General features: G+C 60.8%; 16 protein-coding genes. 5 read left to right on the forward strand and 11 right to left on the reverse strand.

Annotated elements, in window-relative coordinates; translation table 11 throughout:
• Window position 1 precedes the first annotated feature (1 nt).
• Complete coding sequence (locus BJ994_RS10010; RefSeq protein ID WP_342450349.1) at window positions 2-667, reverse strand: glycosyltransferase family 2 protein; 666 nt, start codon at window positions 665-667, stop codon at window positions 2-4.
• Window positions 668-832: 165 nt separating this feature from the next.
• Here BJ994_RS10010 and BJ994_RS10015 point away from each other — a divergent pair, with 165 nt between their 5' ends.
• A complete protein-coding gene (locus BJ994_RS10015) occupies window positions 833-2878 on the forward strand; it encodes a DUF6541 family protein (protein WP_167993770.1) in 2046 nt (681 codons plus the stop codon).
• Between the two features lie 131 nt (window positions 2879-3009).
• On the forward strand, window positions 3010-4212 hold the full coding sequence (locus tag BJ994_RS10020) for a hypothetical protein (RefSeq protein WP_167993771.1): 1203 nt from the start codon (window positions 3010-3012) through the stop codon (window positions 4210-4212).
• 16 nt (window positions 4213-4228) lie between these two features.
• Here the strand turns inward: BJ994_RS10020 and BJ994_RS10025 are convergent, their stop codons facing one another.
• The 5 genes from BJ994_RS10025 to glf are packed head-to-tail and all read right to left on the reverse strand — an operon-like array spanning window position 4229 to window position 11000.
• The gene (locus BJ994_RS10025) at window positions 4229-6199 is read right to left on the reverse strand and encodes a DUF6541 family protein (protein ID WP_209066768.1); all 1971 of its coding nucleotides are present in this window, start codon (window positions 6197-6199) and stop codon (window positions 4229-4231) included.
• Between the two features lie 9 nt (window positions 6200-6208).
• Window positions 6209-6958 (reverse strand): ATP-binding cassette domain-containing protein, encoded by a 750-nt coding sequence (locus BJ994_RS10030; protein WP_167993773.1) that lies wholly within the window; start codon window positions 6956-6958, stop codon window positions 6209-6211.
• Complete coding sequence (locus tag BJ994_RS10035; protein WP_167993774.1) at window positions 6959-7822, reverse strand: ABC transporter permease; 864 nt, start codon at window positions 7820-7822, stop codon at window positions 6959-6961. It abuts the gene before it with no gap.
• Complete coding sequence (locus BJ994_RS10040; RefSeq protein WP_167993775.1) at window positions 7819-9816, reverse strand: glycosyltransferase; 1998 nt, start codon at window positions 9814-9816, stop codon at window positions 7819-7821. Before BJ994_RS10040 ends, BJ994_RS10035 begins: the two co-directional genes overlap by 4 nt.
• Entirely contained in the window at window positions 9813-11000 is a 1188-nt protein-coding gene (gene glf, locus BJ994_RS10045; RefSeq protein WP_167993776.1) for a UDP-galactopyranose mutase, read from the reverse strand. Before glf ends, BJ994_RS10040 begins: the two co-directional genes overlap by 4 nt.
• A 173-nt stretch (window positions 11001-11173) precedes the next feature.
• Here glf and BJ994_RS10050 point away from each other — a divergent pair, with 173 nt between their 5' ends.
• Window positions 11174-15088: an FtsK/SpoIIIE domain-containing protein gene (locus tag BJ994_RS10050; protein ID WP_167993777.1), complete on the forward strand. Its 3915-nt coding sequence runs from the start codon at window positions 11174-11176 to the stop codon at window positions 15086-15088.
• Between the two features lie 10 nt (window positions 15089-15098).
• Here BJ994_RS10050 and BJ994_RS10055 read toward each other — a convergent pair whose 3' ends face one another.
• The gene (locus BJ994_RS10055) at window positions 15099-15530 is read right to left on the reverse strand and encodes a hypothetical protein (RefSeq protein WP_342450350.1); all 432 of its coding nucleotides are present in this window, start codon (window positions 15528-15530) and stop codon (window positions 15099-15101) included.
• A 237-nt stretch (window positions 15531-15767) separates the two neighbouring features.
• Between BJ994_RS10055 and BJ994_RS10060 the strand changes: the two genes are divergently transcribed.
• Window positions 15768-16016: a WhiB family transcriptional regulator gene (locus BJ994_RS10060; RefSeq protein ID WP_019483052.1), complete on the forward strand. Its 249-nt coding sequence runs from the start codon at window positions 15768-15770 to the stop codon at window positions 16014-16016.
• A gap of 77 nt (window positions 16017-16093) precedes the next feature.
• Here the strand turns inward: BJ994_RS10060 and BJ994_RS10065 are convergent, their stop codons facing one another.
• From BJ994_RS10065 to BJ994_RS10080, 4 genes are read right to left on the reverse strand one after another with little or no spacing between them, the layout of a single operon-like run.
• Complete coding sequence (locus BJ994_RS10065) at window positions 16094-17566, reverse strand: sensor histidine kinase (protein WP_167993778.1); 1473 nt, start codon at window positions 17564-17566, stop codon at window positions 16094-16096.
• A 14-nt stretch (window positions 17567-17580) separates the two neighbouring features.
• Window positions 17581-22422: an NAD-glutamate dehydrogenase gene (locus BJ994_RS10070; protein ID WP_167993779.1), complete on the reverse strand. Its 4842-nt coding sequence runs from the start codon at window positions 22420-22422 to the stop codon at window positions 17581-17583.
• Window positions 22423-22468: 46 nt separating this feature from the next.
• A complete protein-coding gene (locus tag BJ994_RS10075) occupies window positions 22469-23794 on the reverse strand; it encodes a CpaE/TadZ family protein (RefSeq protein ID WP_167993780.1) in 1326 nt (441 codons plus the stop codon).
• Window positions 23791-24444, reverse strand: coding sequence for a CpaB family protein (locus tag BJ994_RS10080; RefSeq protein WP_167993781.1), 654 nt, complete (start codon window positions 24442-24444; stop codon window positions 23791-23793). Before BJ994_RS10080 ends, BJ994_RS10075 begins: the two co-directional genes overlap by 4 nt.
• A 212-nt stretch (window positions 24445-24656) precedes the next feature.
• On the opposite strand from BJ994_RS10080, the gene BJ994_RS10085 reads away from it, so the two are divergent.
• Window positions 24657-24884 carry a helix-turn-helix domain-containing protein gene (locus tag BJ994_RS10085; RefSeq protein WP_342450351.1) on the forward strand — a complete coding sequence of 76 codons (228 nt, stop codon included), beginning with the start codon at window positions 24657-24659 and terminating at the stop codon, window positions 24882-24884.
• Window positions 24885-24932: the final 48 nt, after the last annotated feature.

Below are 24932 nucleotides of genomic sequence, written 5' to 3' on the forward strand. Positions count from 1 at the left end.
ACTACCTCAAAAACAGTTCTGCGAGAATATTTACCGAATTGAGCAGCGACTGTCCTTTGGCTTTGGAGTAATCGGTGTAGATGATTTCCACGGGGTGCTCCACCCATCGGGGGTTCAGAACGGCAAGCTGGTGAATCAGCTCCGAAGCGTGCGCCATGCGATTCTGGGTCAGGTCGATTTGCGTGGCGACATCCCGTCCGATGGCTCGAAGCCCGTTGTGTGCGTCCGTCAGATCCAGCCCGGTGGACAGCTTGGACTGAAGCGCCGCAGTCTTCAGGACAAGTTTCTTCAGCGGTGCGATCTTGGTTCTGCTGTCGAGGAACCGCGAGCCAAGCACGATCTCGGCCTCCCCGGAACGCAGGCGCTGGACCATCGCGAATGCGTCATCGACCCGATGCTGGCCGTCGGCATCGAAAGTAACGATCGAATCCGTTGCCGGATCCTGCAAAGCAAACTCAATACCTGTCTGCAGTGCCGCACCCTGCCCGAGGTTGATGGGATGCTGCACTACGACCGCACCGGCCTCGCGTGCGATCTTCTGCGACCCGTCCGCACTACCGTCGTCGATGCAGACGACGTTAGGGAAGGTCGGAAGGAGTCCGCTGATCACATCGCCAACAACGGTGCATTCGTTGTACATCGGAATGACAACCCAGGTTCGACTCACCGCAACAGTATTTCACAGACAAATCGAAGAGCATTCGTCCACCCATCAGACCGCGTGCCATGGTTCGAGTAGGCTGGGATGCTGGTATGTCCGAGAACGCGAGCCGGATTCGCTTGCGGACGACAATACTCACGCCCCACCCGCATATACGAGGAGCACCCCCTCTTGACCTGGCTGCAAGCCCTTCCAGCTCTGTTCATAGCCATTGGAGTATTCCTCATCCCGGGAGCGGTGCTCGGCCGGGCAGTTGGCCTTCGCGGCCTGATGCTTTGGGCCGTGGCAGCCCCCGCCACAGTTTCCGTTGCCAGCATCACCGCTATCGCTGCCGGGGTTCTCGGCGTGCGTTGGTCAGTAGGGCTTGTTGGGCTTTCCGTCATAGCTCTGGCGCTGCTATGCCTGCTTCTGCGTTTCGCTGTCAGTGTCACCAGAACGCGCATCGACGGCCGGTCAATCTCACCGATTCGCTCGGTGCGATCTCCCGAGCTTCCCCTACCAATCGGCGTGGTTCGAGCCCTGAGCTACGTGGCGGCGGTTGTAGCTCCGACTGTGATCATCACCTGGCGTTTCATGGCAACGATCGGCAGTCCGGGTAACATCTCGCAAAGCTACGACAACGTCTATCACCTCAATGCAGTTCGTCACATCATGGAAACTGGTTCGGCTTCATCGTTGTCCCTGGGCAGCCTGACAGAGGCGGGTGAAGGCTTTTACCCAGCGGCGTGGCACGACATGATTTCGCTCGTAGCCCTGGCGACAGGTACCTCTATTCCAGTCGCGGTCTCCCTGGGAAACATCGTTATAGGTGCCGTTGTCTGGCCGCTCGCGTGCATGTACATGATCAGCAGGATCACGGGCATGTCCGCCATCACGATCCTCCTAACGGGCATGTTGTCCGGCGGATTCGCCGCTTTCCCATACCTGATGATCGATTTCGGCGTCCTGTATCCCAATCTGCTATCCATCGCCATTCTTCCCGTGGCCTTGGGAATCATGATCAGTTTCCTGGGTGTTGGTGTCCTTACAGCCGGGCTGGGGCATTCGGTGGTCCTGTTCCTTCTCGTGTTTCCAGGACTAGCGCTCGCCCATCCAAGTACTGCGATTGCGATGATAGCCTTCGGTGCGCCAGTCGTGCTCGCCTGGGTGGCTTACCGAACGCTGCAGTGGCGACGCGGGACCGTGGCCAACCGCCGCATGGGCCTCATCTTCACGTTCGCCGGTTTGTACCTGGGCATAGGTCTCGTTGCCTGGAACCTCGCGCGCCTCGATCCCAGCGTCTCCCTCTGGGATCCACGACAGACCGGCTCGCAAGCGGTAGGCGAGGTACTCATGAGCGCGCCTCAAGGAGCCGAAGCGTCGCTCGCCCTGTTTGCGCTGACCATCCTGGGCTTGGCGGTTCTTTCGACGCGGCCTGCCCGATTGTGGATAGTAGGAATGTTCTCGGTGGGATTAGGGCTTTATGTGATCGCCTCGGCGACAGGCGAAGGAGAATTCAGGCACTTTTGGACCGGCGTCTGGTACAACGACGCCAATCGGCTGGCCGCCCTCCTCCCTGTCGTTACCTTGCCTGTTGCGGTTATTGGTGGAGAATGGGCCCTTCGCCGCCTGGCAGACATCGTTCGAACCAGCGAGCTGCCCTCCGCTATTGCTAGAAGGGTATCGACACCCGAGTCCAGGGTTCACTACACCTTGCCGGCAACGGGGCTCCTGGCCGGAATCGTCCTGATTGGCGTGTCCGCTCAACTCATGGGCGTTCCCAGACAACAATCCGAAGCGGCCCCAGGCTATCGGTACACCGATTCGTCGGACCTGCTGTCCGTAGACGAACTCGCAATTTTCGACGCAGTCGAGGAGCACGTTCCGGAAGACGCCCAGGTCTTCGGCAATCCGTGGACGGGAGCTTCGCTTGTGTATGCTTTCACCGGCCGCCAGACGGTCGCCCCGCACATCACCGGGCAGCGCACGGACGAGGAGAATATTCTGCTGACTCAGTTGGACGAAGCCGGAGCCGAACCTGGCGTGTGCGCGGCAGTTCGAAACACGAATACCTACTACGCGCTGGATTTCGGAACGCGGGAAGTAGGTAGCCGATACCACCCGAGCACAGCCATGGACAACGCCGAGTCCGCTCCCGGTCTGGAACTTGTGGCCAGCGCCGGGAATGCCGCACTGTACGCCGTCGTTGCGTGTGGAACGCAGGGAGAAGCATCCTGACTGGGCACTGGTTGCGCCGGCGCCCTCGACTTCTCCGGGTTGCGGCCCGGCTATAATTTTGCGGAGCTGTGCAGGTCCGTATTCACAGCCTTACCCGACGTTACGGCGTCCAGGCAGCTGAAGGAGCCAACGTGAGACATCGCCGTGTGACGGTCGGGGTGATTTCTTCTATCTCAAGCGCACTCATCTTCCTGGCATGGCAGATCGCTCTGGGGCCAGGACCTATCTGGGCGGATACCGTCCAGTATCTGAGAATCGCGTTTGCGGCTCAGGGCATGCCCACGGACGAAGCCTGGATGAGCGCGTATAGCCATTGGTGCGAGCATCCATCCGTCCCGCATAACACTCCTCAGGACGTCTGCACGCGCGAGGTCTACAACGGACAGCAGCCGATCATCGGTGTCTCCGACCGGAACCCGCAGTATCAAGCAATTTTCTCACCACGTCTGGGATACCCGCTTCTGTCGATACCTCTCATGAACCTGCTGGGCGTACATATTGGGCTTTGGGTCATTCCTCTGGTGCTGACCGTCCTGTCAGGCATGATTCTCTTTCTGGTCTGCCGCTCGTTGAACCTCGGAGTGCTGGCAGCCAGCTCAGCCCAGGCGCTTTTTTACGTACTTCCGGTGGGGTATCACGGTGTTGCCTTACTGACCGAAGGGCCAGCAATGTTCTTCACTTTGGTCATACTGCTGGGCACAGTGCTACTGGCCAAGGGGCAGCTGAGAAACGGGGCGCTGATAACCACCCTGGGGTTTGTAACACTGTTCTTCTTCAAATACTCGGCGGTGCTCATCACCTCCGTGAGTTTCCTTGGAGTCGTAGTCCTGTTACTGCTGGTGCCGCAATTCAGACAGATACGCGGCCTACGGCTCCTGGCCCTTCTGATGACCGCCTACGCCGCAGCCTCGTTTGCACTAACTCACGCTCTTCATTGGCCGGGAATGTCGGAAAGCCTTCAGGACACTTTCACGAAGCACTTCGAACTTCCACCCGTGCCCAATCCGATCGAGAGGCTCCTCCTCCTGAACGGGGACTATTTGAAGATTCTGGTGAACGACATTCACCGGGATGCGGCGGGCGCTGTACTCGTCGTCCTGGCGCTCGGTGCCTACGCAGCTTTTGCGCGTACTCCCCAGTTATGGCTCCCGTTGGGCGTGTCCCTTGTTGGTGTCGGAACCATACTCGCGCATCCGGTGGCAAGTCAGGCTGAACGCTTGGGTTCACCATTCTGGGTTGGGATAGCTGTTGGCATAGCGATCGCGGTCGAACGGCTCGCAGTAAGGTCGGCGAATGAGGTTCCCGAAGAACGAAAACTCGTTCCAGTGAACTGACTAGGGCAAGTTTGCGTTAGCAGCCCGTAATTGCGTAGACAGCGGCCCCATCAGCGCTCGTTATGAGCCGTACGCTGTCCGGGCTTAGCCCCCTGACGGTCAGACCCTTCATGTCTTTCCTATGGACAATATCGGCGAGATAACGTCCATCGTCGTCATAGACGTGCGTAATACCCATTTCGTTGATGATCCGGCAGACCCTTGGATCTGATTCGAGCTGGTAGAAGTTGCGTCCCAGGTATCGTGCCTCCTGGCTCCAGCTGCCGGCCATGGTTGGGAAGACCGCCTCCACATCGCCAAGCGCGTACGCCAGCGCGGCGCCGGAAGTCGGATCGCCGAGAAGAAGGGCGTCTTCCGGAAGCCTGTCTTCAAGACTCAGGAGCATCTCGAGCTCGGCGTCAGAAGCCAGCCCATCCGCCCATTCCCGATGCTCCCAGTAGTCAGCGGCTATGCGGTCTTCCCGGACGTCCGCCCTCATAGACTCACTGAAGAGGAACACGAGGAAGACTGAGAGCACCGCCAAGCCGAAAGAGATCACTTGTCTCAAGCGGTGGGATACCTGTCCTCGCATCTTCCCGACCGCGGCTCCGCCAAGGGAAGAAACACCGACGTGGATCGCGTAGGCGCCAAGTACTGACGCGAAGATGGGCACCAGGCCGCCGAGTCGTACCGGATCGGAATACCAAAGACCGACCAGCGGGCTAAGGAACGAGGGTTCACCTGCGGCAATGACATAGAGTGCAACGCTGATCGCGTAGCTTGCGACTATCCAACGGCTTTCCCGTCGCGCGATCGCTACCAGCCCGCCCACTATCACCAACAGCCCACCGATCCAGAAGGGCTCCGTATTTCCATGACCCAGCGGAGCGAGCATCGTGTCGAAAACCGCAGCACCGAAAGCGTCTGTGCCAGGGCCAACAGGAGTAGTCCGGAAATTGAAGACAGCACGAACCGCGGGAACAGCATGAATTGCCCAAATAGTCAGCGCCAAGACGCTGAGCGGGACTAGCAGTGCCACACTGACACTGAACAAGCTGCGCTGCCGTATGGCAGTCCGTAGAAACGGCACGTACCTGCTCAGTAAGAAGGGCAGCACCAGGAATGCCATCGCGACCGCCGCGGTGGGATGGCACAGAACAGCGCCGGCGCCCGCAATGAGAAGCGCAATCGACGAACCAAGGCGAGCTCGATGGTCCGGGCGGCCAAGAAGCTGGACAACCAAGCCGATGAGAACGGGGGTGATTGCTGTTCCCATCGCAGCCGGCCACACGGTGCCATAGGAGATCATCCTTGCAGGGAATGCGACGAAACCTGAAGCGAGGACCGGCGCGATGAACCCGATCCATGCAGACTGGGGAAAGCAAACGCGCGCCAGGTAGGCGACGGCAAGGGGCCAGATGAGGCCCGCCATCATCAGCGCCGCAACGTTGATGCTAAGACTGATCGGTAAATCGGTGACCGCCAAGCTGACCAGGTCATGCCAGGCGGCCGGATAAAACCTGGGTACACGTTCATCAGACGCGATTCCGCCCACTGTGAGACTGGAACCATCTCCGCTCTCAAGAATCCAGCGGATCGTGCTGAGGTGGTGTACTGCGTCCCACGTAAGTGCGGGAAAGTGCGGTTCGCCCATACCCAGCCGCAGCGGTGGAATACTGATGAAGGCTGCGGTGACCAAACCGGCTGTCGTCGCGATCCACGAGTATCGGTGGGTACTTGGCACTGTCTGGACGGGGGTTTTCCTGCAGAGCGCCCACGCAGCGAGCGCAGTCAGGGTAGTGGCAACACAATACGTCGCGATCCCCCATGGGATGCCAACCAGCCCTCCAACGACCGCGCTCACGCCGCCGATTCCCAAGGATATTGCAGGCGCCGCGGCCAGCAGGGTTATACCTCTAAGGCGGGCAAGAGCTCCGACCAGGAGCCCCGGGACGAAGAAAACGCCGGCCATGATAAAAACTACAGGCAGGGTCTCCCACCAACTCATCCGGCCAACTCACCCATCCGAAGACGGGCCATGGTCATTGCGCAACCATTTGACAGCAGCCTCCACCTGACCGTCGAGCACTACTTGACCGTGCTCCAATACGACACCTCTCTTGCAAACTTTCGACACCAGATCGAGATCGTGACTGACAACCATCAACGTCTTGCCTGCCTCCGCCAGGTCTTTGATCTTAGCAATGCACTTTTTCTGGAACGGCTCGTCCCCTACTGCAAGGATTTCGTCGACCAGAAAAACTTCAGGGTCTGTATGAACCGCAACCGAGAACGCAAGGCGAAGGTACATCCCTGAGGAATAGAACTTGACCTCAGTATCAATGAACTGACCGATCTCAGAGAATTCAACGATTGAGTCGAACCGATCGTTGATCTCCTCTTCTGTCATCCCCAGTATGGCCCCATTAAGATAGACATTGTCCCGGCCGCTGAGATCCGGATGAAAACCTGCCCCTACTTCGATCAAGCCCGCAACCCGCCCCTTGGTTCTCACGGATCCAGTGTCCGGGAGCATAACCCCTGAAATGTGCTTGAGTAGGGTCGATTTGCCGGAACCGTTCAGGCCGAGCAGCGCAACCGTCTCACCCTGATTGACCACAAGGTCAATGCCCTTCAGCGCGTGGAACTTCTCGGACAGGTCCCCCTTGCGGCCTTTCACAAGCCACACGAACGCTTCCTTGATCGACCGCGTATGGCGGAGAACAAACTGCTTGGACAGGTTCTGCACTTCTATAGCGATTGCCACTCACAACTCCTGAGCGAAGCGCCCCTCAAGGCGGCGGAAGGTGAACTGACCAAGCAGGATGACCGCAAGCGCGGTAAAGACTCCGACGGGAGTCCACACAGCGAATAGATTCGGAGGGGAAAGCACCGCCGGGTCCGTAATCGCCGACGTCGTCGGCTTCCAGAAGGCAAAGTGGAACAGCTCCACAGCGATCGTGAGCGGGTTGATCTGATACAAGGTCAGAAATGTTGAGCCGAGGGTGTCCCTCACCATCGTCCAGGAATACAGGACCGGCGACGCCCAGGTGGCGATCATAAGCAGCATGTCGACGAAATTCTCGGAGTCCCTGAAGTACACATTGGCAGCACCGAAGAACAAACCCAGGCCCGTCGCCAGCAGAGCAACAATTCCGAACCCTGCGACTGCTGCAACTAACTCCAGGATCCCGGGCGTCCAGCCGGTGAAGAGGCAAGCGATCAGCAGGACAACCAACTGCGGCACAAAGTGGACCGCAGACACCCAAACCGACGCGACCGGAAAGAGTTCACGCGGCAGGTATATTTTCTTGATCAATCCGCCGTTACCGACGATTGATCGGGACGCGTTTCCCAGCGCCTCTGTGAAGAAGTTGATCAGGATGATTCCTGAGAACAAGTAGATCGGGTAGTTCTCGGTGTTGTCATTCATACCCAGGAAAACACCGAGCGCGAACCAGAAGACGATGAACTGTACGCCCGGCTTCACATACGACCACAGGAGACCAAGAACCGACCCCCTGTAGCGGACCTTCAGTTCCTTCGCCACCAGAAGCTTGAGCAGGAAACGTGAACGGACAACGTCCCGTAGTCCCCTACCCAGGCCGGGGGTGACTAGCTCGCTGCTCAACCTTGCTGACTCTTATCCGAGTGGGCTTCGAAGGTCTTCTTCCAGGCCTCGAAGGAAGTTATCTCAGTCAGAGCCGAGCGATACTGCTCCCGTAGTCGCGGCCAGTCCTTCAGGATCTCCGCATTCAATCGTGCGGACTCCGCGAGGAGCGCGCGCAGCTTTTTCGGATCCCGCTGGTACCAGGATGCGCCCGTGCCTTCAGCGTTCGAGACCACAGCGCTGTCGTATTGCGACATCCGCCACCATTTGTTGTCCTGATGCGCTACCACAGCCTGCGGCCGTTCCTTGGCGGAGGACGGTACGGACTTGCTCAACTGCCGCGCAACAGTCTTCGCTGCCCAGGGTGCCAGCTTCAGGTAGGACGGCGCCCTGAATCCCTGGCCTCTTCTCGGCGGCTTGGCCATCCTGGGGGTGGGGAACGCGTCCGGGTCGCTCTTGAACTGCGAGTCAGGATACTCGCTGGCCATTCCCCGAATCTCCACCAGTCGCGTCGGAAGTATGTCGTGCAGTTGTCCTGGGCCCTTCAGCACGTCGCGCAGTGCCATGACACGACCCATCGCAGTGTAATACTGCATGGAGATCAAGTGCTTGATGTCCAAGTAACCTGTTTCACGGACTACCCGCCCACCACGCTCATATGGGCTGTGAAGCAGCGCCGCGATCATCCGGTTCCGTGTGTGGAAGTACGCCTGCCAACCGACAAGGTCGTCCTTGTCGATCCACGAGACGTGCCACACCGCTGATCCTGGCATGGATACCGTGGCATACCCTGAGGCCTTTGCCCGGAGCCCATATTCGGCATCGTCCCACTTGATGAAGACTGGCAGTGAAAGCCCGATATCCCGGATGACAGCAGTTGGAATCAAAGACATCCACCAGCCGTTGTAATCGACGTCAACCCTTCGATGCAGCCACGGGGTCTGTCGAAGGTTCGACCGCACGAAGTCATGCCCCAGGGTTTGCTCGGCGATCGGTTGGTCGGGTTGGAACCGCCATGGATTGACGGTCTCGCCGAAGGTGTGGAGCACGGTTCGGTTGTAGAGGTCGAACATATGCCCACCGACAATGGTCGGGGCCTTGCACCGGTCGGCAAAAGTGAGCAGCCGGGCAATACTTTCCGGCTCGATGACGACGTCGTCATCCAGCAGCAACGCATAGTCACTGCCGTTCTCGACAGCTTCATACATACCGCGGGCAAAACCGCCGGATCCACCGAGGTTAGCTTGATCGATGATCCTGAGCTTGCCGTTTAGGGCTGCTTTAACCTCAGCGAATCCTGGTTCGTCAGCAACTTTCTGCGTTCCTTGATCGACCACCAGTATTTCTTGAAGGTTCTTCAGGCTCTCGGGATGTTCGGCCAGAATCCGTAGGTTGTTAAGGCAGAAGTCGGGCTTGTTCAGGGTTGTTATCTCAAGCGTGATGGACCCGGTTGGGCGGTCCTGCGACGAAGCCTGCCATTCGGCCGATTCCAGGACAAAGCTCTCCGACCCTGCGACCAGATCAAACCAGTACCATCCGCCGTCGCCGAATGGTTTCAGCGAGAGGTCGAAAGTGGTGGTATCCCTGCCGGTTACGCGCTTGGTTTCAACGTGCTGGAGGGACCCACGGGCGTTCGATTTGTAGACGCTTATGCTGCCTGGACCGGCCGTGGTGACAGCGAGGCGGATGTTTTCTACGAAGGTCCAGCGACGCCAATAGCTGGCCGGGAAGGCATTGAAGTAGCTGCCGAAGGAGACTCTTTCACCGCTTCGGACGAGGGTGGAGTGCCGGGACTGAAAATCTTCCGCATGGATCTCCTTCGCATTATTGAAGCTCCCGTGGGATGCACGATCGGAAGAGGCGCTGCCGTCCATGGTGTTCAGTTGGACACCCAACGCATTGCCGGTGTCCAGGTAGAGCGGAGCTGTGTCGAGATTGTCTTCGCTGGGCAGGATTATTCGCTGCAGCGTTTCGAAGCGCACCTGGTGCTCTTTCGTGGTTGCTGTAGTGCTCATACGTCTACTCCTCCGCTCTCCAGCCGGGTCCCGTTGTCGAAGTAGGGCTTAATCTTGTTGTCGAACATGGAAAGGGCCGATCCAATGGCCATGTGCATGTCGAGGTACTTATAGGTACCAAGGCGACCACCGAACAGAACCATGTCTTCTCCCTTTGCAAGATCGCGGTACGCCACCAGCTTGGTGCGATCCTCCTCGGTATTCACCGGGTAGTAGGGTTCGTCACCCTTTTCGGCGAAACGCGAGAATTCACGCATGATCACCGTGGCGTCCTTCGTGTAGTTCCGCTCGGGGTGGAAGTGACGGAATTCATGGATACGGGTATATGGGACGTCTTCGTCCGGGTAGTTCATGACTGAGCATCCCTGGAAGTCCTCCACCGGGAGAACCTCCTCCTCGAGATCGATGGTGCGCCAGGACAGGTCGCCCTCCACATAGTCGAAATAGCGATCCACGGGCCCGGTGTACACAACGGGCACTTGACCGAGAGTGGTGTTACGCGAGTAGGGGTGTCCGTCGTCGAAGAAGTCTGTGTTGAGTTCGACGGTGATGTTCGGGTGATCCGCCATCCGCTCAATCCAGGCGGTGTAGCCGTCCACTGGAAGTCCTTCGTACTTATCGTTGAAGTACCGGTTGTCATACGTGTAGCGGACAGGCAACCGCGAGATGATTTCCGCCGGTAGGTTCTTCGGGTCGGTCTGCCACTGCTTGCCGGTGTAGTACTTGATGAATGCCTCATATAGAGGACGCCCGATGAGCTGGATGCCCTTGTCATTGAGGTTCTCCGGGTTGGTACCTGCCAACTCCCCGGCCTGCTCCTGGATGAGGGCCCGTGCTTCCGCAGGACCCATTGATGACCGGAAGAACTGGTTGATCGTGCCGAGGTTGATCGGCATCGGGTACACCTCACCGCGATGGCTGGTGTAGACCTTGTGCTGGTAACTGGTGAACTCAGTAAAGCGGTTGACGTAGTCCCACACGCGTTCATTGGAGGTGTGGAAGAGGTGAGCACCGTAACGGTGCACCTCAATGCCTGTTTGCTTCTCGTTCTCGCTGTAGGCGTTGCCACCGATATGCCTCCTGCGGTCGAGGACTGCGACCTTCAAGTCCAGCTCTGTTGCGGCCTTTTCGGCGATCGTTAGGCCGAAGAAGCCGGATCCGACGACGACGAGGTCAACGTTCACTAATTCTCCTGAGGTTGTTCCACTGGACAGATCGCCCGCGCCACAAGGTTACCCGACTCGAATCCATTCGCTGCTATCAGTCAAGGCTCAGGTAGAGGCGATAGTAGCCGTCGGATATCCACAGATCCTGCTCGGGGCCCACCGGCGCACGCTTCGGCTTCTAGGCTCAAGACATGGATTTGCACGCCACTCTCGCCGCGGGCCCGGGGGCCGACCTGCCCTCGGGCGAACCAATCGAGGAAATCGTCGTCAATACGACTGTCCTCTCCACCGGTGAGCTGCTCCGCGCCGAATTGGCAGCCCGCACCGGCGTCGAACACTTCCAAGTGGCAGGCGAGCCGATGGAATCGTGTGTCCCCGGCGTACCGCCGCTCACCCACGGTGCTGTGATTGTGGCCTCACGGAGAGCACATAACGGGGAGCCTAGCCCGGCAAGCGTTGGAAACCTGATGTTTGTGGTGCGTTCCGGTCCCGACGCCGGCAAACTGGTGCCGCTCGCGAGGGGAACATACAGGATCGGTCGCAGCGCGCCGGAGATCACCATCCATGATCCGGAGCTGTCGCGCACTCACGCCGTCCTCACCGTGACCAACGAGGCCATCACGCTTGCGGACGAGAATTCCGCCAACGGTATCTGGGTGGACGGCAGCCGTGTTCATAATGCGCTTGTAACCACAGACTCCGTGATCCGTCTTGGGGCGAGCCAGTGTGCCCTGACTCTCACCGATGAACCTCCCGCCGCCGTCGAGGCGGTCGACCTCACCGAGCCGTCCGAGGTGCCGGCGCCGGCACCCCCCGAACGGAACCGCCTGCTTCTGGTTACAGCCTTGCTCCCCCTTGTTCTTGGCGTTGTGCTGGCGGTCACAACCGGCATGTGGTTCTTCCTGGCATTCAGCGCGTTGTCGGCGGTGACGGGTTTGATCCCCCTCGTCAGTGGACGCAGGAAACGTGCCGCATTCAGCGCGGCAGTTGCGGCAGCGGTCCTGACAGACAGCGAACGGCGACGGTGCGCCGCCTGGGATGTCGCTGTTCTCGCCTTATCAGCGCTCCAGTCTCGGCTCCAGCCCCTCGGACCCGCACCCGCCGGTACCCTGCACCGTGGACGATATGTGAGGATCGGTATCGCCGACCAGCCAGCCAACATTGCGGTGAAACCCAGGACGGCAGGATGGGAGCCGCCTGTCAGTGAAGCGGTACCGCTGGTGATCCCGTTGTCCGCTCCAACGGAACGCGGTGGGGAGGAACCGCTGAACCTGACCGTTTCAGGACCACCGGAAGTGTTGCGCAACTCCGCGCACCTGCTTCTGCTTCAGCTCTGCGTACTTGAAGCGGCAGGCAGCATTATCTGCTTCGGGGGCTCCGACGACCTTCCTTCTTCGGCGCGCTTCCTCCCACAGGTTTCGCTGGTAACCGACCGTGAACGGCTCGACCAACTCCTGAGCACGGGCAGATTCTCCACGCTCCTGCTCTTCGGAACGAGCGCGGGGGCGATTGTCCGTCTTCCGGGAATCAGGGTGTACCGGTTCTGTGCTCCTTCTGTGCCTGCGACAGGTGGCGGATGGACCGTTGACTATCTGCAGGTGGAGCCTGCGCTTGTGTCCCCGTCGGGCAAAGTCCGCTTCGAACCGGATCTCGTCCAGGCCGGTACGTTCGATTACCTCGCCCGTGCGCTTGGAAACGCTGCTCCCGCGGCATCCGAAGATGCATCTGGTGTGCCCATCCCGGACGAAGTGGCGTTGACGGACCTCCTGGCGTGGGAGAGCGCATCGGTCGCACGCCGATGGCGCATGCCATCGAAGGGATCCACGTTGGCCGCGATCGTCGGATCCGGCGGCGATGGCCCGTTGATGCTGGACCTCGTGACGGACGGACCGCACCTTCTCGTCGCCGGAACCACCGGTTCAGGCAAATCCGAGTTCCTTCGGACCATGGTGCTCAGCCTGTGCCTCACCCACGCACCGGCTGACCTCAATCTCCTCTTCATAGACTTCAAGGGTGGTTCAGGACTCGGCGTACTGGCGGATCTGCCCCACGTGACAGGAATGCTGACCGACCTGTCCCCTGCCGCGGTTTCCCGTGCGCTCATCTCCCTGAATGCGGAGGTGAAGCGTAGGGAGTACCTGTTCGCGGCCTGCGGGGCGACGGACTATCTCGAGTATCGTTCAGTTCCCGGTCAGGGTCCCCTCCCGCGGCTTGCCATTGTCATCGACGAGTTCCGCATGCTGAGCGAGGAGGTCCCCGGGTCTGTTCAGGAGTTGATGCGGATCGCCACGCTTGGCCGGTCACTCGGACTGCATCTCATCCTCGCCACCCAACGGCCCCAGGGCGCGGTCACCTCGGACATCCGAGCCAACGTGACCGCCAGCGTTGCGCTTCGGATGCAGTCACCCATGGAGTCGCAGGACGTGCTGGAATCGCCCATCGCCTCCACCATTCCGGTCAGGCTACGCGGCCGCGGTTATGCGCGTGTTGGCGGGCAGAGGCCGGTCGAGTTTCAAACGGCAACGACGGCGGGGGGCTCCTCAGCGCGTCCACCAGCTATCAGATCGCTCGCCGCCTACCTGGGAGACGACTCGAGCCCGGAGATGGTGACTTTGCCCGGGACGGACACTACATCCGGGTTGGATGCCCTCATCGCTTCGGTGCGGACGGCTGCCGTTGAGTTTGTCCCGCCGGCGGTGCGGGTTCCCGTCTGCCCTGCTCTGCCGGAGAACCTGCCCCCGGACTCCGGCATGTCGCCCGGAACACCCTGTCTCGGTCTGCTGGACGTTCCCGAAAGGCAGGAGCAGTACCGCCTCAGCTGGACACCCCATCAGGACTCGCACCTTGCTTTCATCGGCCAGCCGGCCGGTGGCCTCAGCGCTGCGCTCTGCTCTGCGGGACGACAGCTACTTCAGCATTTGCCCGACACTCACCTCTACGTGCTCGACGGCGACGGCAGTCTGCGGTCGTTAGCCCATGTTCCCCAAACAGGCGCTTATGTCACGGCATCGGATGCGAAACGGGCGGCCCGCGTCCTGCGACGGGTTGCCGCTTTGGTCGAACACCGTCTTAGTTCGGGCACCGAAGCCGCTGACGCATCGCCTGCCATTGCGATCCTGGTTTCGGGGTGGGGGCGGTGGACCGGATCATTCCGTTCCGGAAGATTCGCCTGGGCAGAAGAAGCATTGCAGGACATTGCCCGCGACGGGCAGACCGCAGGAGTCACACTACTGATCGGGGGTGAGAGGGAGCTGATTTCCAGCCGATTCTTTTCCCTCCTGCCCAACCGGTTGTACTTCCCTACGGGCATGAATCCTGAATCATTGCTCAGTTGGCCGAAGATGCCGGCGGTGGACCCTGTGGTGGGCCGCGCGTACGTCCAGGGACGGATCGGCGCGGCGGACGGCGCTGTGGCTCAGCTCGTCCTGACGATGCCTGAAATTCCCGTCCGGCAGCCCGCACAGGCTCCTCTTATCGTCGCAGCGCTCCCTGCAACCGTCACCGCGCGGGAATTGAAACTCCCGCCAACATCGGATCGCGAAGACCACATTCCGATTGGGGTGGGCGGTGACAACCTCGCCACAGTCTGCCTGACGCTCAGGGAGCGGTCCGTTGCGTTGCTGGTTGGACCGGCCGGTTCGGGGCGCTCCCATACATTGGAGCTGATGGCCCAGCTGGCACCGCCGCGTTTGGTTTGCCTTCGGCCCGATCCCGGGGAGGATCCGGTGGCGTTCTGGCGGACTACTGCCGAACGGGGCGTACCGGACCGGGCCCTTTTACTTGTCGACGACGCCGATAATCTCCCCCGCGAGAGCCACCAACACCTGGCGCACCTCGTGAGTTGCGGCGCGCGCATCGTCCTGGCGTCGATGCCGTCGTTATCTGCCGTTTCGAGCATTCCGCTGACTGCTGCGGTGCGCGGCAATCCGCTTGGCCTGGTGCTGGGTGCACGGTCTCCTTCCGACGGCGACGTATTCGGCATCCGGCTCGACGCCGACGGCGGAGCACAGCCAGGGCGGGCATTCCTCATTGACGCGCACGGAGCACACGAAATCCAGGTCGCTCAGCTGGCAGCCGACCGCCGGGAACCGAACACGCTGTCGTGAAGAAACACCGTTACAGTGCGGGGGTCCCTTCCCCGGTGCGGCTGGTGAAGGCGATCACGTCGCGCGTAAACAGTTGATGCAGGACAAGGACGGCAGGAATCAAGAGGAGGAGACCGAGCCAGATAATGCCTGCGGTCAGCGTCGGAATGGCAACGACCATGACGAAGAACTGAAACACCAGAGAGGCGGACCTCGTCCATCGGTACCCGCGATAGAAGAAGTGCCCCACAACTAATAACCAGACCGCGAACAGTATGAGCAGCACCACCATGAACACCGCTCCGCCCAGGGATGCGGGCGCGCTGGTCAGCAATCCGTACACGAACCAGCCAGCTACGGCGAAGAGCGCAACGGCTTCGCAAACCAGGATGACGGCGATGATCGCCACACCTGGCGGCCGTCCGGAACGTGGGGATTGGGGCTGTCCAGGGGGTCTTGACACAGTGGCACCCTACCGGACATAGTCGTTGACAGCTACGACCGCTTTGCCTGATGTCAACTGTGTGACGCATCCCTCACGCTTTGAGGCAATTACCCTACGGTTACCTCTTGTTTGCGCACACGTAACGTGACAGCCTTGATGAAGGAAAATGCGGGGGCCGTAGTGGCCCCCTTTACTATGACACCACTCGTGAATGTTTTCACAAAGCTCGCGAGCTGTAAGGAGAAAGTGATCAGCATGGACTGGCGTAGCCGCGCTGCCTGCCTCGACAAGGACCCGGAGCTGTTCTTCCCTGTAGGCAACACAGGACCCGCCCTGCTTCAGATCGAGGAAGCCAAGAGTGTCTGCCGGCGCTGTCAGGTGGTGGATACCTGCCTGCAGTGGGCTATCGAATCCGGCCAGGACGCCGGCGTGTGGGGAGGACTGAGCGAGGACGAGCGACGTGCGCTGAAACGTCGCGCAGCTCGCGCCCGCAGGGCTTCCTGACACACCATTTATAGCGAAAGGGAGCGCATCCTCGATGCGCTCCCTTTCGCTTGCTATTGCTGGTCCAGCAACAAAAACTATCGTGTGTCGCTGCGAATCCCCATCTCGATACTGACTACGGTTCCTCCACCTTCACGGGGAGTCCATTCGATCGAGCCGCCCAACTCGCTCATCACCAGGGTCCGCACAATCTGCAGGCCCAGCCCCTCACTGTATCCTTCAGGCGGCAACCCCGCGCCGTCGTCCTTCACGGTCACGGTGAGCAACTCGCCGTCGTCGCCCTCGCTGCGGTCAGCCGTCAACCACACCGTCCCGGTCTTCTCCGCCAGTCCGTGCTCGACGGCGTTTGTCACCAACTCGTTGATGACAAGAGCCAGGGGCGTGGCGAAGTCGCTGGGTAATTCCCCGAATTCACCCGAGCGTTCAGTACGGACAGCCTGGTTGGGCGAAGCAACTTCGGCGGACAACCGGAACTGGCGGGCAATCAGCTCATCGAAATCCACGTTCTGGGACAGGCCCTGGGACAGTGTTTCGTGCACGAGTGCGATGGTCGCCACCCGCCGCATAGCCTGCTCTAGGCCTTGCTTGGCCTCGTCACTGACCATGCGGCGCGACTGCATGCGCAGCAGTGCTGCGACGGTCTGCAGGTTGTTCTTCACCCGGTGGTGAATTTCGCGGATGGTGGCGTCCTTGGATACCAGCTCCATTTCCCGCCGCCTCAGCTCCGAGACATCACGGCACAGCACGAGGGCTCCGAATCGCTCCTTCTCGTCGCGAAGCGGGATGGCCCGCAGCGAGAGACTCACACCCCGGGACTCGATCTCGGTCCGCCAGGGCATCTTGCCGGTCAGCACAAGCGGCAGCGTCTCATCGACTACGCGCTGGTCCTTCAGCAGCGAGGTCACAATCTCGGCCAGCGGACGGCCTTCCAGCGTTTCGACATCCCCGAGCCTGCGGAACGCTGATACCCCGTTCGGGCTCGCATACTGGACTACGCCGTCGATATCGAGCCGTATCAGCCCGTCGCCCACGCGGGGGGCGCCCCGCCTGGAGCCGGTAGGCGTAGCGAAATCGGGCCACAACCCCAGCGTGCCCATACGCAGCAGGTCGTAGGCACACTGGCGATAGGTGAGCTCCAGCCGGGAAGGCATCCTCGAACTCGAAAGGTCCATGTGGGAGGTAACAACGGCGAGGGTACGTCCGTTGCGCACCATCGGTACGGCTTCCACCCGCATGGCCATCTCGGTTGTCCAGTTGGTCTCACCGGACCGCTCAATGGCCTGTGATTCCCACGCCTTGTCAACCAGGGGCTGCAGATCCGCCCGGATACGCTCACCCACGAAGTCACTGTGGAAAACGGTATGCGAGGTTGACGGGCGGACATGCGCAAGGGCGACGTAACCGCCGTCGTGCAGGGGGAACCACAGCGCGAGGTCCGCGAAAGCAAGGTCGGCGACCATCTGCCAGTCCCCCACCAAAAGGTGAAGCCATTCGGCGTCTCCGGGAGCGAAACCCGCGTGCTCGCGGATTGGGTCCGTGAAGATTGCCAACTCAGCGCCTCCCTCTACTGCCGGACGATCGAACGCAGCAGACGCAGTGCGACCGATAGGGATGCCATGTCATCACGCTCCAGCTGGTTTACCTCGGCGAACATCTTCTTCGCGCGGTCAAGGTGTTCAGCGTTGAGCTTCTCCCACTCCTGAAGCCTGCTCGACGCGTCCGCTGAATCCAAATGTGACGAACTGTTCATCACTGACACGGTCATCTCAGAAACGGTCGAATACAGGTCATCCCGGAGTGCTGCCCGGGCCAGGGCCTGCCAGCGGTCCTCCCTCGGCAGCGATGTGATGCGTTCGAGCAGGTTGTCGATATTGAAGCGATCGTAGATTGCGTAGTAGACCTCGGCGATCCGTTCCACAGGCTCATCGACGCGGCGGGAGATGAGCGCTACGTCCAGGAGCCCGAAGGACTCGAACTGTTCGGCCCAATGCTGCGCGATGTTGTCGGGCAGCCCCCACTCTTCAGCTTGCGCGAACCAGCTTCGGACACGCTCCAGATCCCCGCCACGGACGTAATTGACCAGCTTGGTGCGCAGCGGATCGATCAGCGGCTTGAACGCAGCGATATCCTCCTCAACAGTGGTTCCCTGCCCGACGTGGTTCACGAACCATCTCACCGCGCGGTCGAGCAGTCGGCGAATATCGAGGTGAACGGTTGCCCAGCGTTCGGTGGGGAAGCTGGCTGGCAGTTCCGCGAGCGCCCCCACGATCCGTTGAAGATCGTAGATCTCGCGGAGTGCTACAAAGGCCCGCGCGACAACCGACTCGGAGACTGAAGTCTCCTCCATGACCCGGAACACGAAAGTGATTCCGCCCATGTTGATCATGTCGTTCGCCACTACGGTTGAGATGATCTCCCGCCGCAGTGGATGAGTGTCCAGTTCACTGTCAAATCGATCCACGACCTGGCTGGGGAAGTAATCCCGCAACGTGTCCTTGAACCAGGGATCGTCGGCGAGATCGCTCTGGGTCAGGGCCTTCGTGAGCTCGATCTTCGCGTATGCGGCAAGCACGGAAAGCTCGGGCGAGGTAAGCCCCTGGCCCTTCTCCGCCCGAGCACGCAGTTCACGTGTGGAGGGAAGAGCCTCAAGTTCACGGTTGAGGTCTGCCTTCTTTTCGAGCCAGTCCATCAGCCGCTCAAAGCTCGGGCTCCACTCCAGCACACGCTGCCTGTCGTTCAGCAGCAGCACGTTCTGGTCGATATTGTCCTGCAGCACAAGACCGGCAACTTCATCCGTCATCGAGTGAAGGAACTCTGCCCGTTCTTCCGCCGGCAGATGTCCCGTTCGCACCATCCGGTCAACGAAGATCTTGATATTCACTTCGTGGTCGGAGCAGTCGACGCCCGCCGAGTTGTCAATCGCGTCCGTGTTCAGGATGACACCGTTCAGCGCCGCTTCGATGCGACCGCGTTGGGTCATGCCAAGGTTTCCGCCTTCGCCCACAACGCGTGCCCTCAGTTGATCGCCATTTACCCTGATGGCGTCGTTCGCCTTGTCCCCCACGTCCGAGTGCGTTTCCGTTGACGCCTTGACGTAGGTCCCAATTCCGCCGTTATAGAGGAGATCCACGGGGGCGGTGAGAATTGCCCGCAGTAGCTCGGGCGGACTCATGCTCGTGGTTGACTCATCCAGGCCAAGCGAATCGCGAACCTGCGCCGAGATGGGTACGGATTTCACGTGGCGGGGATAGATGCCACCGCCCTCGCTGATGAGCTCGGCGTTGTAGTCCTCCCAACTCGATCGGGGAAGTTCGAAGAGTCGCTTGCGCTCAGCGAACGACGACGGCGCGTCCGGGTTGGGATCCAGGAAGATATGGCGGTGGTCGAAGGCAGCGACCAGTCGGATGTGCTCGGACAGGAGCATGCCATTGCCGAACACGTCTCCGCTCATGTCACCCACACCAGCGACCGTGAAATCCTCGGTCTGCGTGTCGATGCCGAACTCGCTGAAGTGGCGCTTGACCGATTCCCAGGCGCCCCGGGCTGTGATGCCCATCGCCTTGTGGTCATAGCCGACCGATCCGCCGGAAGCGAAAGCATCGCCCAACCAGAAGCCGTACTCGGCGGAAAGTTCGTTGGCGATGTCGGAGAATGAAGCAGTGCCCTTGTCCGCAGCCACGACCAGGTAGCTGTCGTCGGCGTCGTGCCGGACAACACGCGGCGGCGGGACCACCCGCTCTCCGTCGTCGGTGGTTACGAGATTGTCCGTGATGTCGAGCAGGGCACGGATAAACGTCCGGTAGCTTGACTGCCCTTCCGTCATCCACGCTGCCCGGTCCTGCGCCGGGTCCGGTAATTGCTTTGCGAAGAATCCGCCCTTTGCGCCAGTGGGGACGATGACGGCGTTCTTGACGGTCTGTGCCTTCACCAGCCCGAGCACCTCGGTACGGAAATCCTCCCGCCGGTCGGACCAGCGCAACCCGCCACGGGCCACTTCCCCGAAGCGGAGATGGACGCCCTCGACCTGAGGCGAGTACACCCAGATCTCGAACTTCGGCCGAGGGTGCGGCGCCCCATCGATAGCGGAGGTGTTCAGCTTGAAGCTGACATGGCGCTTGTCCTGGAAATAGTTGGTGCGCAGCGTAGCTTCGATCAGGTTCGCGAAGGTCCTCAGGACACGGTCGGCGTCCAGGGTAGGCACCTGCTCAAGACCGGCCTCGAGCTTTTCCCGCACACCGACGGTCATGGCGGCGTGTTCCTCATCATCCAGGTCGGGGTCGAACCGTGCTTCGAAGAGAGCTACCAGACTCCGGGTCACATCCGGGTTGGTCAGCAGCGTGTCACTGATGAAGCCGTAGGAGTTGATGTTTCCCATCTGCCGCATGTACTTCGCATAGCTTCGCAGGATGACGACCTGGCGCCACCGCAGATCCTCCCTCAGGACCAGGCGGTCGAAGGAATCGGATTCGCTGGCATTCGCTACGGCGGCCGCAAACGCATCCTCCAGCAGCTCCCCCGTCCCCTTGGGGTCGATACCACTCGGGTACTTCAGGCCGAGGTCATAGAGGAAGAACTCCCGGCCGTCGGATCGCTCGATCTCGAACGGGCGTTCATCGAGGACTTCGAGTCCCAGGTTGTGGAGGAACGGAAGGATCTGGCTAAGGCTCTTGGGCTCGGTGAGGTACAGCTTCAACCGGGCATCTTCCTCCAGATGCTCTCCGGCACCCGTCGGGACGTAAACATGCATGACCGGCCCCGGCGTATCGGTGCGGTCATAAATGGAGAAGCGTTCGATGTCCTCGAGCGCGTCCTCGACCTCATAATCCACTCTGTAGGCGGCCGGGAATGCTTCCGCCCAAAGCTCCGCGAATCGTTCGGCTTCACGACGGCTGAACCGGCTTCTTGCCACTTCATCGATACCTTCGGACCAGGACCGGGCGGCGCCGACGAGGCGCTTCTCCAGGTCCGCCACCTCGACATGGGCAACCTCGGCGCCCTTCGGGAGCCGGATCCGGAAGAACAGCCGGGCGAGCGCTGACTCGCTCATGCGCGCTTCATAATCAATGGACTCGGCGTTGAACGTACGCCGCAGTTCCTCTTCGATGCGAAGGCGGACGCTGGTCGTGTAGCGATCGCGCGGCAGGTACACGAGTGCCGACATGAAGCGGCCATAGGTGTCCGGGCGGAGGAACAGTCTGGTGCGCCGCCGCTCCTGCAGGCGGAGGATGCCCAGGGCAGTAGCCACCAGATCGTCGATGTCTATCTGGAAGAGTTCGTCGCGTGGATACGTCTCAAGAATGGACAGCAAGTCCTTGCCGGAGTGTGAATCCGAGGGAAAACCGCAACGGCGCAGCACCTCGTTCACCTTGTCGCGAACGATCGGGACATTCCGAACAGACCCGGTGTACGCGCTGGTCGCGAACAGGCCGATGAACCTGCGCTCACCGCACACGTTGCCCTGGCTGTCGAATTGCTTGACCCCGATGTAGTCGAGGTAGGCAGCCCGGTGCACTGTAGACCGTGAGTTTGCCTTGGTGATCACGAGGGCCTGCTTCTCGCGTGCTTTCGCCCGTCCCGCCTGCGTCAGGTGCTGCACGTGGCGGCCGTCGATGGAGTGTCGCAGCAGGCCGAGGCCGCTCTCCCCGCGCACCCGCAGTACGTCTTCCCCATTCTCGGCCACGAGGTCGTATTCCTTGTAGCCAAGGAAGGTGAAGTTGCCGTTATCGAGCCACTCCAGCAGCTCCCGTGCCTGAGCCAGGTCCGGGACTTCAGCCGCGCTTGGCACTGATTCGAGCGTGACTGAGATTTCGCGCACCTTGCTACGCATCGCAGCCCAATCCTCGACAGCTGCACGGACGTCAGAAAGGACACGCTGAAGCCCCTCGATGATCGCCGCCTTGCGGGTTTGATCTGCGACGCGGCCGATCTCCACTGCAATCCAGGACTCGACATGCGCGGTGAGATCACTGTGCGCACCGACCTCGGACAGGTTCGGCAGCGCTGCGGTGTCTCCGCTGGAGACGCCCGCAGATGAGGGAACGCGCCGCAGCCGCTCCAATTCATGGGACTGCCGATGGCGTACGGCCACGAAGGTGGGATGCACCACCAACCGGATAGCTGCCTGTTGCCTCACCAGCTCAGCCGTTACCGAATCCACCAGGAACGGCATGTCGTCAGTGACGATCATGACGATGCTTGCGTCATCCTGGTCGAAGATATCGACCTTTGCCTCGCCGGTCGGCCGGATCGCGGCCGTCGAGCGATGCTTCAGCGCCCTGTCGCCGAGGGCGTCGGGCGAATAGGCGCCGGCGTCGTCCTCCGCGAGGTGCTGGTAATAGTGCTGGATGAACTCGGTGAGTGAAGTGTCAGAGCTGGACTGTTCCGTGGTGCTGGATCCAGACGACATGAACCGCCTCCGTAACGAGATGAAAGGCCGCCCCTTTGCGACCCCCTTACTGTGAGAGCCTAACGCCGTTGCCGGAAAACTTCATTTCGTTGTTGGGTGCTCCAGTGGAGCCCCTCCTCCGTTGTTCAACCGGTGCATCGACCAAGCTTGCGATGCTCTGGCGCAACGGTGACGCAGGCGCTGCCTCGCACAGGGTCGAACCCGCCAGCAGCGCGGCATCCGCGGCGTCGAAATCGGCGGGCAGAAAGGCTGAAATCGCTGACGCCGGCCCGAAGCGTTCCCAGGCCTCCCGCAGCTGGCGTTCCGGCGAGCGACCCACGGAAGCGGCACGGACCTTGTTGAAGATCACGCGAGGAACCGCCGTGGGTACGGCCTCTGCGAGTTCGTTGAGACCGCGGACCAAACGGGGGACGCCAATGGAGTCAGCGGCTCCCACCGCGTATACCTCGTCGGCGAGTTCGAGACAGCGCAACGTTGCACCGTTACGCCGGGGCGCCAGGGTGTCGAAGCTCAACTCCTCGTCCGCTTCCAGCCCAAAACCACAGTCGACGACGACGGCGTCCGCACTTGAGCGGGCCACTGCGATGATGCGGCTGAGGGCGGAGGGCCGAACTTCAGCCCACCGGTCCGGCCGGGTGATGCCGGTAAGGACATTCAGGGCGTTTCCCTCGATGAGCACCTCGGAGCAAACCCGCATCAGCATGGCAGAGTCCAGCGATCCCTGATCGGCGAACCGGCATGCCTGGGCTACGGCAGCTGACTCATCCAGGAGTCCAAGGGCGGCAGCGACACTCGCGCCATACGTATCCGCATCGATCAGGAGTACACGCGAGCCGGTTGCCGTGAGTTCGGCCGCAAGGTTCACTGCAAGGGTGGTGCGGCCGGGCGCGCCAGTCGGCCCCCAGATTGCAATGACCCGCCCATCGCCGTCGGACTCGGGATCCGCGGCGGGCGCAGGGGTTCGCGGCACCAGGGAATCCGCCGTCTCGGCGAAGGAACTGCTGCTGCCCGTATCCCTGTGAAGCTCGAGATCTGCGACGGCTAAGGAAACCTGTTCGGCCAGAACAGCGGGTTCCACGTTGGTTCCTGCCTGCCGGATATTCAACGCACGCAGGCGCTCCTGTGCATCATTGTCATCGGCGAGCGCCACTACGGCCACATCAGCTGCGCGCAGGCGGTCCAGGAGTGAAGCTGTGAGCTCACCCGCGTCAAAAGCGATGATCGCTGCACGCGCGATGCCTGTCTGGCACGCCGCAATCATCTCGGTGAATTCTTCGCAGCGACGGACAACGGTAACCGGTCCCCGCAACTGTTCCAGCCCGGTAACGCACTCGCTGGCCGATTCCCCGACCGTAACCACTGGGATGCTCATCGTGCCCCCGCGTTCACGACGACAGCGATTCTCGATTCGTTTGACAGGGCGTCCAGAAGAGCCGGCAGTGTCTTGTCATCGACCAGGACGAAAATACGAACGGATTGGCTCGCCGCCAGGGCGGAATCGTCTTCCGTGTAGTCGAAGATTTCTGCTCCCTCGAGCAGCAGTTTCGGCTCGCCGTAGTCATCTCCCTCGCCACGCGGTGAAACCCACACATCCACACGGTCACCGGTAGTCGTTCCGGCAGGCAACGGGTCCTCGATTGTCAGCCCGACGGGCTTTCGATCGTGTTCATCCGCGGCCGCAATTCCCGACGCCGGCAACAGTTCTCCCGCACGGATCAGGCGCTGCGCCACCGCATTATCCGGAATCCCTTCGCTCACCAATCGGTATGAACCCTGAACATCACCCAACCGGACCGGCACAACGTCGAAGTCCTCCACCGTGAGTTCAGCGCCGACGGCGAGGTCATCGCGGGCGGCATAGACATCGGTAGTGCTGTCCACGCTCTCCACCAGGGCAATAACGCCGGCGATCGAGACGCAGACCAGCAGCAGGCCAATCAGCAGCCGCGGGTCCTTCCAGGACGGCTTACGGAGACGAACCGGCGTGTTGACTGCCGATGGACTTTCGGTTCTGAGACTCACTGATACTCCCCTGTTTTACGTTGGTGCAGAACACGTGCACCGTGCAACAAGACATGCGTTGCCGAAGCAATTCTCTTGCACCTGGGCAGCAAATGGAAACGAACTTCGTCGAACAGCACGAAACTGTGGATAACCGGCGATGGGGCGCCTTCAGTGATGGCAAGATAGAAGCAACAGGTTTCTTGCATTGGGCGAAGGGAAAGGCGGCTTTCGTGGCAGAGAAACGATTCATGACGTTGGCGGACGTGGGAGAAGTCCTCAACATCTCCTCGTCGCAGACCTATGCGCTGGTGCGCTCCGGTGAGTTACCAGCTATTCAGGTGGGCGGGCGCGGTCAATGGCGGGTGGAGACCCAGGTCCTTGAGGACTACATCGCTCGCGCTTACCAGAAAACGGCAGCGAGCCTGAAGGAAGGCATCCACGCCGAGCAGGACTTCTGACAGGTGTATCCGGATCAGGGCGGCGCATCATAGATGTGCCGCCCTGAT

This window comes from Arthrobacter pigmenti, assembly GCF_011927905.1.
GTDB lineage: Bacteria > Actinomycetota > Actinomycetes > Actinomycetales > Micrococcaceae > Arthrobacter_D > Arthrobacter_D pigmenti.